Origin of the sequence: Oceanobacillus halophilus (assembly GCF_003628505.1) — a bacterium.
In the GTDB taxonomy this organism is placed as follows: Bacteria; Bacillota; Bacilli; order Bacillales; family Amphibacillaceae; genus Oceanobacillus; species Oceanobacillus halophilus.
This window is the reverse complement of sequence record NZ_RBZP01000008.1, coordinates 84,709-98,330: the sequence shown is the minus strand read 5'-3', so window position 1 is coordinate 98,330 and position 13,622 is coordinate 84,709. Positions and strand designations below refer to the sequence as shown.

The 13,622-nt window shown below is 36.7% G+C and carries 14 protein-coding genes and 1 other RNA gene; 2 read left to right on the top strand and 13 right to left on the bottom strand.

All coding sequences use genetic code 11. The features are described 5' to 3' along the window. Positions 1-69: 69 nt before the first annotated feature. From tmk to tadA, 10 genes are all read right to left on the bottom strand, one after another. Positions 70-699, bottom strand: a complete 630-nt coding sequence (gene tmk, locus D8M06_RS11475; RefSeq protein WP_121204543.1) for a dTMP kinase — start codon at positions 697-699, stop codon at positions 70-72. Then, positions 700-2,136 (bottom strand): aminotransferase class I/II-fold pyridoxal phosphate-dependent enzyme, encoded by a 1,437-nt coding sequence (locus D8M06_RS11470; RefSeq protein WP_121204542.1) that lies wholly within the window; start codon positions 2,134-2,136, stop codon positions 700-702. It lies immediately after the preceding gene. An 83-nt stretch (positions 2,137-2,219) separates the two neighbouring features. Then, positions 2,220-2,411 (bottom strand): sigma factor G inhibitor Gin, encoded by a 192-nt coding sequence (locus D8M06_RS11465; RefSeq protein WP_121204541.1) that lies wholly within the window; start codon positions 2,409-2,411, stop codon positions 2,220-2,222. A gap of 210 nt (positions 2,412-2,621) precedes the next feature. Further along, positions 2,622-2,885, bottom strand: coding sequence for a pro-sigmaK processing inhibitor BofA family protein (locus D8M06_RS11460; RefSeq protein WP_121204540.1), 264 nt, complete (start codon positions 2,883-2,885; stop codon positions 2,622-2,624). A gap of 128 nt (positions 2,886-3,013) precedes the next feature. Next, a complete protein-coding gene (locus tag D8M06_RS11455) occupies positions 3,014-3,223 on the bottom strand; it encodes a YaaL family protein (RefSeq protein WP_121204539.1) in 210 nt (69 codons plus the stop codon). Between the two features lie 27 nt (positions 3,224-3,250). Continuing rightward, a complete protein-coding gene (recR, locus tag D8M06_RS11450) occupies positions 3,251-3,847 on the bottom strand; it encodes a recombination mediator RecR (RefSeq protein WP_121204538.1) in 597 nt (198 codons plus the stop codon). Between the two features lie 15 nt (positions 3,848-3,862). After that, positions 3,863-4,177, bottom strand: coding sequence for a YbaB/EbfC family nucleoid-associated protein (locus tag D8M06_RS11445; RefSeq protein WP_121204537.1), 315 nt, complete (start codon positions 4,175-4,177; stop codon positions 3,863-3,865). Between the two features lie 89 nt (positions 4,178-4,266). Next, on the bottom strand, positions 4,267-5,961 hold the full coding sequence (gene dnaX / locus D8M06_RS11440; protein WP_121204536.1) for a DNA polymerase III subunit gamma/tau: 1,695 nt from the start codon (positions 5,959-5,961) through the stop codon (positions 4,267-4,269). A gap of 214 nt (positions 5,962-6,175) precedes the next feature. Continuing rightward, positions 6,176-6,440: signal recognition particle sRNA large type (ffs, locus tag D8M06_RS11435), an RNA gene on the bottom strand. A 76-nt stretch (positions 6,441-6,516) separates the two neighbouring features. Beyond that, complete coding sequence (tadA, locus tag D8M06_RS11430; protein ID WP_121204535.1) at positions 6,517-6,984, bottom strand: tRNA adenosine(34) deaminase TadA; 468 nt, start codon at positions 6,982-6,984, stop codon at positions 6,517-6,519. Positions 6,985-7,143: 159 nt separating this feature from the next. On the opposite strand from tadA, the gene D8M06_RS11425 reads away from it, so the two are divergent. Beyond that, the gene (locus tag D8M06_RS11425) at positions 7,144-8,433 is read left to right on the top strand and encodes a glycoside hydrolase family 18 protein (protein WP_121204534.1); all 1,290 of its coding nucleotides are present in this window, start codon (positions 7,144-7,146) and stop codon (positions 8,431-8,433) included. Between the two features lie 174 nt (positions 8,434-8,607). Here D8M06_RS11425 and D8M06_RS11420 read toward each other — a convergent pair whose 3' ends face one another. Then, entirely contained in the window at positions 8,608-9,048 is a 441-nt protein-coding gene (locus tag D8M06_RS11420; RefSeq protein ID WP_121204533.1) for an Rrf2 family transcriptional regulator, read from the bottom strand. 142 nt (positions 9,049-9,190) lie between these two features. Between D8M06_RS11420 and hmpA the strand changes: the two genes are divergently transcribed. Continuing rightward, positions 9,191-10,420, top strand: coding sequence for an NO-inducible flavohemoprotein (gene hmpA, locus D8M06_RS11415; RefSeq protein WP_121204532.1), 1,230 nt, complete (start codon positions 9,191-9,193; stop codon positions 10,418-10,420). Between the two features lie 806 nt (positions 10,421-11,226). Here the strand turns inward: hmpA and D8M06_RS11410 are convergent. Further along, positions 11,227-11,730: a YiiX/YebB-like N1pC/P60 family cysteine hydrolase gene (locus D8M06_RS11410; RefSeq protein ID WP_121204531.1), complete on the bottom strand. Its 504-nt coding sequence runs from the start codon at positions 11,728-11,730 to the stop codon at positions 11,227-11,229. 123 nt (positions 11,731-11,853) lie between these two features. Beyond that, positions 11,854-13,569 carry an acetate--CoA ligase gene (gene acsA / locus D8M06_RS11405; RefSeq protein ID WP_121204530.1) on the bottom strand — a complete coding sequence of 572 codons (1,716 nt, stop codon included), beginning with the start codon at positions 13,567-13,569 and terminating at the stop codon, positions 11,854-11,856. Positions 13,570-13,622: the final 53 nt, after the last annotated feature.

Below are 13,622 nucleotides of genomic sequence, written 5' to 3'. Positions count from 1 at the left end.
TTTGAACACACACTATAAAGTATGTTTCTTCTATAAAATAGGTGACTAGCCTACCATTGTATTATTCACCTAATTTTGTAGATGTTTTAAGATACTGATCAATGCTTCTTTTTCAACACGTTCTAATGATTGGTCAGCATTGATGGGACGAATACGGTCTGGGAATTTTTCAGTAAGGATTTGATACCCCTTATAAACCTTTTCATGAAAAACAAGTGTTTCCAAATCTAAACGATTCTTCTCTCTACTTTTATTCGATGCAATACGCGCTAAACCCTTTTTTGGCTCGATATCGAAGAAAAGTGTTAAATCTGGCATCTTATCCTTAATAGCAAATTGGTTTACCGTCAATACTTCATCCATTCCAAGCCCTCTTGCATAACCCTGATAGGCCAAACTGCTATCTATAAAGCGATCACACAAAATAACTTTTCCCTCTTCTAGAGCTGGAATTACCTTCTCAACTAAATGCTGTCTACGAGCAGCCGCATATAATAATGCTTCTGTACGTTCTTCCATTTTAGTATTTGATGTATCAAGAATGATTTGTCTTATCTGTTCGGCAATATCTATTCCACCTGGTTCTCTTGTAGATAGAACATTATAACCTAATGATTCCAACTTAAGATGGATGTTATGCAGGATCGTTGTTTTACCCGCACCTTCTCCACCTTCAAATGTAATAAAATGTCCGTTCACTTAGAATGTGCTCCTTTGTTCATTGGTGTATATCTTTATATTTTGAATTCGTTGCTGTATTCGTACACCTTGTTTTAGCAGATGTTTCAATATCCTTACGTTTTTCTCTGTAATCCTTTCTCCTTTAAGGATTAGAGGAATACCTGGTGGATATGGAATGATTGCCTCTGCTGCTATATTTCCAATGCCTTTTTCAATTGGTGCTTCTATATATGTTAGTTGATTCATAACTTGATAAGATAAAGCTAATTCCTGAATTTTTTCAGTAAATAGCTTTGTTATATCTATTGTAGCATGGTTTCTATCATTTTTTAATTGTTCGTTGATCCTTTTTATTGCTTTTTCAAGACGTTCAGTGCTGTTGAATGGCGCTAATCCGTGTATAAGGAGGATTTGATTATTCGTATGAAGTTCCGGAAATATATTTTCTGTTTCTAATAAATTTACCACTTTCTGAATTGAATATCTTTGTTTCACGTGTAACGTTATTTTTAAAAAGTCATCATATTCTGTCAATGGCAATACATCCCATAAGTCACTCTTATTAAGCATTCCCCTCACGCACTCCACACTTTGCTTTATCTTCCTCATATCACGCGGAGTAATTGCTGCTAAAAATGCTCTTGCTAAGTCTAAAGAAGCCATTAATGGATAAGATGGACTGCTAGACTGTAACATCTGTAAATAATGGGCAACTCTTTCCTTCAGAATAAACCTTGACTTAATATGTAAATAAGAACCTTGAGTCATGGCAGGCGCCATTTTATGAGCTGATTGAACGACAACATCCGCTCCAAGTTGAAGTGCTGAGGTTGGAAACCCATTATCTAAAGAAAAGTGTACCCCATGTGCCTCATCAACTAGAACTGGTATGCCATATTCATGTGTTAATTCTATCATTCTTTTTATTTCATAAGTCCTTCCAAAATAATCAGGATAGGTAAGTACAACCGCTTTAGCATCTGGATATCTTTCCAGTGAATGAGTCAATGTTGTAAAACCGATGCTTGTATATCTATCAACATTAGAATCATATTCAGGTGCAATAAAAATTGGATGTGCTCCACTTAATTCTAAAGCATTCATAATAGATTTATGACAATTACGCTGTACAATAACCTTATCTCCACTATGACAAGTTGCTAAGACCATCGCCAAATTACCAACTGTACTCCCACCTACCAAAAAAAATGTTTTCTCTGCTTTGAAAAATTCAGCTGCCAGTTGTTCCGCTTCTTGTATTACTCCAGACGGTGCATGCAAGTCATCTAATCCCGAAAGTTCCGTTAGATCTAATCTCAACATTTGCTTATAAAAATCTACGCCTTCTTCTGAAAATACTTGTCCATTCTTATGTCCTGGAACATGAAATGACACGGGGTCTTTCATAGTAAACTGTTGTAACTTAGAAAATAGTGGGGTATTCGTTTGATTCATACTATATCTCCATTCCTACTTCTTCTGACTCTATGATGGTTATACTAAGCAAGAAAAAAAGCCTTTGCAAGCAAAGACTTAGATTAAGAATATAATTTCGGTTTATTAACATTTTTAAGTTTTTGAAGATAGTAATTATACTTTTCTTCTCTTGGCTCCGTATGAATAATATTATGTTCACACTCAGAGCAAATAAACATATTGTATAAATGAATGCCTGTTTCCTTCTCTTCGTCACAAATACCACACTGTTCCTTAAATTTTGCTTGTTCCATCTTCCCACCTCCCGTTAGAAAATAGTATCTCCTAATCTAACGGAAAGTATACAAGGAAACTTTGAAACTTTAATTCCATCATAGAAACTATAGAGGAATAGCCATACAGTTATAAAATCCATGCTTTTTATTTCCTGCAACATGATGTATGTCGAATGTTAAAGATGGAACGCAGGAGTTTAGAGTTGTTGATATCTGCCCATTCGTACCCTAAAGAATAAACAAATGAATAGCTGTTAGTGATGCAACACCGAATAATCCTAAGAATCCTGCGATTACTGCTGTAAAGAGATTAATAGGAATATGCAACCCGAATGCTCCACCAAAAACATTTAAAAAGAATAAAAATAGAATTCCAATCCCTAACTTAATGGTCGCTTGTCCAATAAAACGCATTGGTTTTATTGGGGCACCTACAAGTAAAAGAATGATAATTAATGAAACCATAATCGTAATGATAAGTGTTGAACTCAAAGAAACCAACCCCTCTTTTTATCCTCTCCCTATTATTTATGTAGTTAAAATAAAAAAAAGAACAAAAAAAAGACAGGAATTTTACTTCCTATCAACAGCTAACTCTTGTATTCTATCAATCTACTATTTTATTTAAGCGCACTAAGATTACGATACCTAGCTTCTCTTAATAAAAAGATATATTTTGCTTGAGCAAGTGACTCCTGAAGTCTTCCGCTTGGAGTAGGGTCTATACTGTGTTCCATAATAGACCGGATTTGTCTCCATTCACCTTCCAGCTTATATATAGTTTCAAGTAACTCGTTATCGACTTCTTTCTTATTCCTTTTCTTGCCCATGAAATTCACCTAATTTCTAGAAATATGCTATAAATCTCTTCTACCTTCCAATGCTTTTGATAAAGTTACTTCATCTGCATATTCCAGGTCGCCACCAACAGGTAAACCATGCGCAATACGGGTAGTACGAATACCTGAGGGCTTTACCAAACGAGAAATATACATCGCTGTTGCTTCACCTTCTATATTAGGGTTAGTTGCAAGAATAAGTTCTTCCACTTCTTCATCTTTCAAGCGTTTGATAAGATCAGGAACATTGATGTCTTCCGGGCCAATGCCGTCCATAGGGGAGATTGCACCATGAAGAACATGATATTTCCCACGAAATTCCTTCATTTTTTCCATTGCAATGACATCTTTTGGATCTTGCACGACACAGATAATTGAATTATCGCGAGATGTATCCGAACAAATGGCACAAGGGTCCCGGTCTGTAATATGGCCACATACAGTACAGTGTGTTAATTCACGTTTAGCACTTACCAGCGAATTTGCAAAATCCATAACGTCATCATCTTGCATATTTATGACAAAAAAAGCCAGGCGGACTGCTGTCTTCGGCCCTATACCTGGCAATTTAGTAAAACTGTCGATCAGTTTTGTAATTGGTTCAGGATAATACATGATGTGCCTCCTAGATTAGAACATTCCAGGCATATTTAGGCCTTTCGTGAATTGTCCCATCGTTGAATTTGTTTTGTCATCGATTTGTTTAAGTACATCGTTTGTAGCAGCAAGAATTAAATCCTGTAGCATATCAATATCATCTGGATCTACTACCTCTTCTTTAATTTGCACATCCGTAATTTCCTTTTTGCCATTTGCCGTAATAGTAACCATTCCACCACCAGCAGATGCTTCAAAGGTCATTTCATGCAGTTCATCCTGCGCCTTCATCATTTTCTTTTGCATCTTCTGCATCTGCTTCATCATATTGTTCATATTTCCCTTCATGGAAATACCTCCTTCTTAATCTCAGTTAAATGTTTGTTTTTCATTCGAGGAAAATTCTGTACATATCTTTTCAAAATATATACTTTATTTTACTCATGTATTTCAATTAAGTCATCACCAAAAAGCTTTTTAGCTTCATCTACGACAGGGTCTGGCTGATTTATTGATTTATCGGGACTTGTTTTCTCCTGTTTTTGAATGAATTCTTCTCGTAATTCTTTCCATTCATTTTCTGGAATTGGGATAATTGTCAATTGTTTACCCAATACACTAGTCAAAACAGACTCTACTGTATCCTTATGGTCCATAAATAAAGAGCAATGAATTTCATACTTAAAGGCAACTACAAGTGCTTGTTCAGAAGCCGCTGCTGGTTTACTGTCCTGTATTGTCGCATGTGCTGGGGCATTCATTGTCTTTAGCTTACTTAAGAAATTCGCCCATCCTGATTGAACTTGTTTCAATGCAGACTTTTCTGCTTCTTTAAGAACTTCACGAATTCGCTCATAAGGAATTTTATAACTATTTTTTCCTGATCTTGCAGGACGTCTTTTTTCTTTAGCGACTGATTGATTTACTGTTGGACTTACTGAACTTTGCTGTACAGTCGCAATTTGTTTTTCTAAATTTGCTATCTTTTGATTTAATTGGATGACAGCATCTTGGTCTACCGATGTCGTAGTTGGTTGTTCTTTATCATTATAGCGATTTGTTATAGTTAAGAGTGTTATCTCTATAAAAACTTTTGGACTGTTTGTCCATTTAATTTCCTGTTGACATTGATTTAACTGCATGATTGCTTCCTGAATCCAATCATTGGAAACCTTTTTTGCAATCGATTGAAATTCATCGTCTGCTCTAGCTCTTTCTAACAGTCCTTCTAGTGAAGGGGCACTTTTGTATAGTAATAAATCACGCATAAAATAAATTAAATCATAAACAAAGCGTCCTGGATCTTTTCCATTATGGATAATTTTATCCAGTAGTTGTAAGGATTCCTGCACGTCCTTATTGTACATTGCTGTTACTATCTCTGTAAGAACATTCTGAGCGACTCCACCTGTTACGGCTAATACATCCTCAAGTTCCACGATATCTTCACTGTACGAAATAGCTTGATCTAATATACTTAGGGCGTCACGCATTCCACCTTCAGCTGCCAATGCTACCGTTTCTAAAGCCTCTTCAGAAACCGACACATTTTCTGCTTCTATAATCGTTTTCATACGATCGACAATCGCTTGGTTTGATATTGGTTTGAAATCAAACCGTTGGCACCTGGAAAGAATGGTCAATGGAATTTTATGTGGCTCTGTTGTAGCCAATATAAAGACAACATGTTTTGGTGGTTCTTCTAATGTTTTTAATAATGCATTAAATGCATTATTGGAAATCATATGCACTTCATCAATAATATATACTTTATAAGGAACAGAACTCGATGCATACTTCACATTTTCCCGTATTTCACGAATGTCATCGACACTTGTATTGGATGCAGCATCTATTTCAATAACATCAGAAATTGAACCATCTTGAATGCCTCTGCATGCTGCACATTCATTACATGGTTCCTTTACAGGTGAGTGTTCACAATTGATTGCTTTTGCAAAAATCTTTGCAGCACTTGTCTTCCCGGTACCTCTAGGTCCAGAAAATATATAGGCATGTGAAAACTTCTGCCCAACAATAGCATTTTGCAAAGTACGTGTAATATGAGATTGTCCTGCTACATCTTTGAAATTTTTTGGTCGCCAAACGCGGTATAATGCTTGGTAGGTCATAGTATAAAATTCCCCTCTACATTCTAATTTTTATTATACCCGATTTGAGGGGTGATTGTGAACTGTTAAGGAAAAACTTAAATCTTGCCGACTTGACTAGTGAATTCATCGTTACGCTTATAAATTGAAATGCTTTTCCCTAAGAAAAAATGCATATAATTATATTAAAAAAAGTTAGAGATAACATCTCTAACTTTTAACTGTAATATGTATACCGTGCACCCATCGTTGATGGAACGGCTATACGCGTTACTTAAGTTCATGGCTCAGCCTAGGCTTCCCTGCGGCACACAGAAATGACCACTTACTGCTGCTTCCTTCCGGACCTGACAGGATTCATGGGTTTCTGTTGCGCAGGACCCAAGCGTCAACACCAATCCCTTAAGGCAGACCGTACAGTCGACCACCTCGGATGGGGATTCGGCCTCGCTATAGCGGATTGCGAGTACAGGGCACCGCTACCTCCCCGCTTAGCACGGTAGTTCTTATTATAGCGACTTTTATCGAATATTGCAATGGTAAATACAGTAAATCATCTTATGTCTATTCTATCTTTCATTTTACTTGCTTTTTCTTTTGTCTAAGCTCTCGGAAAAAGTCAGTTAGCAGTGAGGCACATTCTTGTTCAAGAATACCATCAGTTACCTCTGCTTGGTGATTGAATCTTGGTTCATCGAGCAAATTCATCAATGTCCCTGCACAACCTGCTTTTGGATCTGGTGCACCATATACCACTCGTTGGATTCGAGATTGTACAATCGCACCAGCACACATAGGACATGGCTCTAAAGTGACATATAGTGTGCAATCTTCCAGTCTCCAACTACCAATTTTTTTATTTGCCGCTTCAATAGCTATTAATTCTGCGTGTGTTAATGCCTCTTGTGAAGTCTCACGGAGATTATGACCCGAAGCAATTATTTTACCTTGATAGACAATAACCGCACCAATAGGTACTTCATTAAGTTGAAGAGCCTTTTTTGCTTCCGTAATTGCTGCTGTCATAAATTTTTCATCTTCCATTCAATCACACCATTTCCTTATTGAGGATTAACTCTTCTTAATTAATTTGATTGGTTCGTTCTGTGTTTCGTAATAATAACTGATTATACTCTAGAATGCATATCCTTTTAAACCTTTTCATACATTTTAGTATTACACAATATTAAAGGAGGAAGTTTATTGCAAATTCATGTTGTTCAACAAGGTGATTCTTTGTTTTCGATTGCCAGTACATATAATTCATCCGCTAATGCTATTATTGATGCTAATGAATTAGACGCTCCGGATAATCTTGTGGTAGGCCAGGCTTTAGTCATTCCCATTGTAGGTCAATTCTACTTTGTACAACCGGGAGATAGCCTATACTCCATTGCCGGTCAGTTTGGTATATCGTATCAAGAATTAGCCCAAATCAACAACTTCCCAGTAAGCAACATGTTGCCAGTAGGCTTACGGCTGTATGTGCCTCCACCTACTAAACGTCCAATCACATCGATTGGCTACATTGAACCACTTGGAAATACGGTCTCAGATACATTAGAAAATGCAGCTAGAAAAACAACCCCCTACTTAACTTACTTAGCCCATTTTAGTTTTAGAGTAAACCGTGATGGGACATTATCCGCACCACCATCAGGTAATTTAAGACAAATAGCCGAATCAAACGAAGCTTCATTGACTCTGGTAGTTACAAATTTGGAAGAAGGCGAGTTCAGTTCTGATTTAGCTCATATTATATTAACGGTGCAAGCAGTCCAGAATACCTTATTAGATTCCATTGTAAATACTGCCACTTCTGGTGGCTACCGAGATGTCCATTTTGATTTTGAATTTATTTTACCAGAAGATAGAGAAGCTTATAACTCCTTTCTAAGAAAGGCAAAAGAACGTTTATCACAAGCAAACTTAATTATGTCCACAGCACTTGCTCCCAAAACAAGCGCAACTCAGGAAGGCGTTGTATATGAAGGGCATGACTATCGTGCACATGGGGAGATTTCTGATTTCGTTGTACTAATGACATATGAATGGGGTTATAGTTATGGTCCTGCAATGGCTGTGTCCCCTGTCGATCAGGTACGAGTTGTTGCCGAATATGCTTTAACGGAGATTCCAGCAAACAAGATCATTCTAGGTCAAAATTTATATGGTTATGACTGGACATTGCCTTTTGTTGAAGGAGGAGAAGCAGCTAAAGCACTTAGTCCCCAGCAAGCGATAGCTTTAGCTAGGGAAAATAACGTCCCTATACAGTTTGACACCACAGCACAAGCTCCTTTTTTCTACTACACAGATACAGAAGGAAATAGACATGAAGTATGGTTTGAAGATGCAAGGTCGATTCAAGCCAAATTTGACTTAATTAAAGAACTTGGCTTACGTGGAATCGGATATTGGAAATTAGGTTTGGCATTTCCGCAAAATTGGCTATTATTAGATGACCAATTTAATGTTACTAAATTAGAATAACCGTATCCTGAGAATGGAACATAAACAAAGCACTTTTCGTATATTTTGTTGCTTTTTAAACACGTAGTTATAAATGAATCGATAGTCTATATTTAGTAAAAGGAAAATCCAAGCTACAATTTAGTTTGGATTTTCCTTTGTTGAAAGAGAAACAACAAAAATGCAAAAAAGGCCTTATTTTTCCATCCCCATTAATTCAAGCAATTCCTCTTCATTTCGAATTAAATCTTTTAATGTATATTCCTCCAGTACTTTAAAGAAGGCGTTTAATGCTTTATTTAGCACATGCTTTAATGTACAAGCTGGTGATATAACACAATGATCCGTTCCTTTGTCAAAACACTCGAGCAGATGGAAGTCATTCTCTAAGACTCGGACAACTAATCCTACATTTATTTCATTTGCAGGTTTAGCAAGACGAATACCGCCATTTCTTCCTCTTATCGTCTCCAATAATTCCAGTTTATTTAACTGGTATACTATTTTTCCTAAATGGTGTTGCGAAATATGATAGGTTTCAGAGATTTCTTTAATACTAGCTAATTCTCCATCTTTTTTCATTCCAGTGAAAATCAGGACTCTAAGCGCATAATCTGTATATTTCTTTAATTGCATATTATCTCACCTCAGCTTTTCCTTCACAATATTGTAACACACAAATTGTTTTTCCTATTGATATAGTGTTAATACTTATATAAAATAAAGATGTATACAGAATACATGTTTAAAAATCTGTACGAAATGGAGTGTTTTATTGATGTCCAATGCAACAGTTGAATTAGACAAAAATACAATTGACACGGTAAAATCTACCGTACCTGTTTTACAAGAATATGGAACCGTAATCACGAAACGATTCTATCAAATGATGTTTGAAAATCACCCAGAACTTAAAAATATCTTTAATCAAACGAATCAGCGTAAAGGGGAACAACCAAAGGCTCTTGCAAATACAGTACTAGCTGCAGCATTACATATTGATAACTTAGAAGCTATTTTACCTGTAGTAAAACAAATTGCACATAAACACAGAAGTTTAAATATTAAACCAGAACATTATCCAATCGTTGGAGAAAATTTATTAGCAGCTATTAAAGATGTACTAGGTGATGCGGCAACCGATGAGATTATTTCTGCATGGGCAGATGCATACGGTGTAATTGCTGATGTATTTATTTCAGTGGAAAAAGAAATGTATGAAGAAGTACAGAATAAGTCCGGTGGTTGGATAGACTATCGTGATTTTAAAGTGGTGAAAAAGGTAAAGGAAAGCGATGTCATTACATCCTTTTATTTAAAACCTGCAGATAGTGGGGAATTCCCAAATTTTGAACCTGGTCAATATATTACTGTCAAAGCTGAAATGGATGATGAAACGTACAACCACTTACGTCAGTATAGTTTATCTTGTGCTCCAGGCGAAGAGTACTATCGTATTAGTGTAAAAAGGGAAGATGCAATAGGGGAAAGTCCCGCAGGTATCGTCTCTACTTATTTACACAATCATGTTAATGAAGGAGATATCCTTCCAATAAGCGCTCCAGGTGGAGAGTTTGTACTTGATTCTAACGACTCGCGTCCATTGGTATTAATAAGTGGAGGCGTTGGCTTAACTCCTATGATGAGTATGTTAGAAACGACAATAAAGGAAAATCCAGAACGTAAGATTTATTACATTCATGCAGCAAGATCCGGTAAATACCACGCTATGAAACAACGTGTGAATGAGATTACAAGTGAACATCCTCAAGTTACAAGCTTAACCGTTTATGACAGTCCTGTTGAAGGAGAATCTTGTGATAAGGAAGGTTATATAGATTATGATTTATTAAAATCAGAACTTCCAACAAAGGATGCAGCATTTTATTTCTGTGGACCAAAAGGTTTCATGAGAGCCATGTATCAAAATCTAACCAAGTTTGGTGTCAAAGAAGAAGATATCCATTATGAAATATTTGGTCCAGCATCAGATGACATAACGAAATAAAAATTCATTTATGGGCTGAATATAATGTCTCATTCAAAGTAAAAATCCGAACTTCAGTACAAATGAAAAGTTCGGATTTTTTGTTTGTGTAATTATATATATGCTCTTTTCAAAAAGATTGTTGCTTTTTAACATGACTTTACTTTACATTTTACATAGACTGTGGATATCCTTAATTTAGAATACTGTTTAGCACCCGCTACGGAAATACACTACGCTTTCCGCGAGGAGCTGGTGAGCCTCCTTCGTGCTGAAAAGCGTGTGCGCCTGCGTCTTCCAGTAATGCTTCGAGGCGGGCTTTCTCGGCGCAAGGGAACAAGGAAGATTATTCAAGTAGTTCCCTCACTACGTAGTCTCACCGATGCTCTTCTTCCCGCAGGACAAGGAACGCTTCGGCAGGGTTACATCGCACGCAGAAAAAAGTGGTTTTCCTTTTTCAAGGAGTCTTCGTGTATTTCCTACGCTATGTTGTCTGCTCTACTTGTATAAACAAAAGATATGTTGTTTACAAGAATAAAATAACGGTCTTAAACGTGTTTCGATGAGTTATGATCTCAAAAATATTTTTGCATCTATCTTAGCGGAGGCAGAATACGGAGACTCCTGCGGGAAAAGCACGAGTCTGAAGACCCCGCAGCGGCGCTTTTTCCGCGAGGAGGCTGAAGCCGTGCCCGCGGAAAGCGAAGTATTCTGCCGTAGCGAATCCTAGCACAAAACTTTCATCAGTGTAAGCGAGAAGCAACAAACTATACGAAAAGAGCCTATATATAAAACTTTAACAAACCAATTTGTTTAGACTTTCATAATTATGATCCAACAGTATTCTTATGAAAACACCCTATTTTATGGAAATACTTATGAATTCGAAATGGTGTTATGTACCGCCTAGAATTATTAAGTAACCCTCTCTGGGAAATGTCTATATTACCTTGATTACCATAATAAAATGCTTGCCAAATAAATTTAGAACAATAATTACGTTCAATATTATTTACATGGAGATTAAAAGAATAATGCTTTACTTTGCTAATATTTTTCTTCGCCCATATCGCTGCATGTCTAGCTGTTTCTGCATCATTTACCCTCAAAATAGTTAATCTTTCCCCTTCTTTGTGCCTGCTTAAGTATGTTGCCAGCGTATCGCTTTGTCCTTTCATCCCCCACCAATTAACATGATAAACGTTATAATCCTCTCCAACTATTCCTGTATGCCCTACAATTAACGAAGACTTAGCAGTTTTGTGAGAGTACAGTACATCCCCTGGTTTCATAAAAATAGCTGTATCTGGATATATGTATTTATTTGTCATAACTACTAGTTTTCTCCCATTCAATAGCTAATTTTTATTTTCACTAGTATAAAGAAGAAAAACTTTGGCAAATGCTATCTTTAGCATGAACCAAAGTTTTCCTTCTATGATAACCTATTTGACTTATTTTTCTAAAGTGGATGTATCTCCTGTAGGTAAACCCAGTTCCCATGATTTTAATAAGCGACGCATAATTTTACCACTGCGAGTTTTTGGAATACTATCCTTCACTTCGATTTCACGTGGTGCTGCATGCGCACTTAAGCCTGTTTTTACAAATGTACGGATATCTTCTAAAAGTTCTGGAGTTTCCTCATAGCCTTCATTCAATGTAATAAATGCTTTAATAATTTCACCCCGCTCAGGATGCGGTTTACCAATTACCCCTGCTTCAGCAACTGCTTTATGCTCAATTAATTTACTTTCCACTTCAAATGGGCCAACACGTTCTCCAGAGGTATTTATTACATCATCCAGTCGTCCTTGGAACCAGAAATAGCCATCTTCATCTTTATATGCACTATCCCCCGACACGTACCATCCATTCATAAAATAGCTTTCATACTTACTAGGATTATTCCATATTTTACGCATCATAGCAGGCCAACCTTCTTTGATTGCTAAATTCCCCATTTGATTAGGTGGCAGTTCATTACCCTCATTATCAATAATTGTAGCTTCTATTCCTGGGATCGGTTTCCCCATCGAGCCTGGGCGAATTTCAAGTGAAGGTAAATTAACAATAAGTTGAGCACCGGTTTCTGTCATCCACCAAGTATCATGAATTCGTAAATTAAAGGCCTTTAATCCCCATGTAACAACTTCTGGATTTAACGGTTCTCCAACACTCATAATATGACGTAAAGAAGATAAGTTATAATTGCTTACCTTTTCCTCTCCATGACTAACGAGCAAACGCAATGCTGTCGGAGCTGTATACCAAACAGATACTTCATATTTTTCTAGTGTGTTGTACCAATCTTCCGGGGTGAACCGTCCACCACGAACGACATTGGTAACCCCATGTAACCACGGAGCAAATATACCATAGCTTGTCCCTGTTACCCATCCTGGGTCTGCTGTACACCAATAAGTATCATCTTCTTTTAAGTCTAGTACCCATTCACCCGTAGCATAATGCTGAATCATCGCATGATGAACATGATAAACGCCTTTTGGTTTACCTGTTGAACCAGAAGTATAGTGTAAGAGCATTCCATCTTCTAAATCAACCCACTCTATATCAAATTCATCTGATGCTTCTTCCATCTCTTTGTAATAATCTATATACTTGTCAGAATCATCAATATGGTCCCCCACAATTACTATCTTCTCTAGATTTGGCAAATTTTCTTGTGGGACTCTCTTCAAAAGCTCTGGAGTAGTAATAAGTATTTTTGCTTCACTGTCTTGCAGTCGGTCACGAACCGCTTGCTCCATAAATGCCTCAAAAAGTGGTCCAGCGACAGCTGCAACTTTTAAGATTCCAAAAAAAGCTGTGTAAAATTCAGGACTTCTTGGCATAAATAGAAATACACGGTCCCCTTTTTCCACTCCATAATCTTTAAGTATATTTGCAAATCGATTACTTGCCTTACTTAAGTCTTTAAAGGTTACTTTTTCCTCCCTGTACGGGTCAGAATATATTAAAGCGATTTTATTTTTCTTTTCCGAATCCTCCGCATGACGATCTAGTGCTTCATAAGCCATATTTACTTTTCCTGTTGTATCCCATGAGAAATATTTTTTCATATCATCCCATGAAAAGTTCTCTCGGAGTTTTTCATAATCCTTTAAATTATAATTTCCTTCTCTTACAGGTACAACTTTCATATCCATCCTTTTCACCTCACCCTAGTTATTTGAAATCGATTACATTACTAATTAGATAA

What these genes read in the sequence shown, in the direction of transcription:
- D8M06_RS11465 (WP_121204541.1), bottom strand. Translation starts at nt 2,411, where the DNA reads ATGGAACAAGCAAAATTTAAGGAACAGTGTGGTATTTGTGACGAAGAG.
- dnaX (WP_121204536.1), bottom strand. Translation starts at nt 5,961, where the DNA reads ATGACCTACCAAGCATTATACCGCGTTTGGCGACCAAAAAATTTCAAA.
- D8M06_RS11470 (WP_121204542.1), bottom strand. Translation starts at nt 2,136, where the DNA reads ATGAATCAAACGAATACCCCACTATTTTCTAAGTTACAACAGTTTACT.
- acsA (WP_121204530.1), bottom strand. Translation starts at nt 13,569, where the DNA reads ATGGATATGAAAGTTGTACCTGTAAGAGAAGGAAATTATAATTTAAAG.
- hmpA (WP_121204532.1), top strand. Translation starts at nt 9,191, where the DNA reads ATGTCCAATGCAACAGTTGAATTAGACAAAAATACAATTGACACGGTA.
- recR (WP_121204538.1), bottom strand. Translation starts at nt 3,847, where the DNA reads ATGTATTATCCTGAACCAATTACAAAACTGATCGACAGTTTTACTAAA.
- D8M06_RS11410 (WP_121204531.1), bottom strand. Translation starts at nt 11,730, where the DNA reads ATGACAAATAAATACATATATCCAGATACAGCTATTTTTATGAAACCA.
- D8M06_RS11455 (WP_121204539.1), bottom strand. Translation starts at nt 3,223, where the DNA reads ATGGGCAAGAAAAGGAATAAGAAAGAAGTCGATAACGAGTTACTTGAA.
- D8M06_RS11445 (WP_121204537.1), bottom strand. Translation starts at nt 4,177, where the DNA reads ATGAAGGGAAATATGAACAATATGATGAAGCAGATGCAGAAGATGCAA.
- D8M06_RS11420 (WP_121204533.1), bottom strand. Translation starts at nt 9,048, where the DNA reads ATGCAATTAAAGAAATATACAGATTATGCGCTTAGAGTCCTGATTTTC.
- tadA (WP_121204535.1), bottom strand. Translation starts at nt 6,984, where the DNA reads ATGGAAGATGAAAAATTTATGACAGCAGCAATTACGGAAGCAAAAAAG.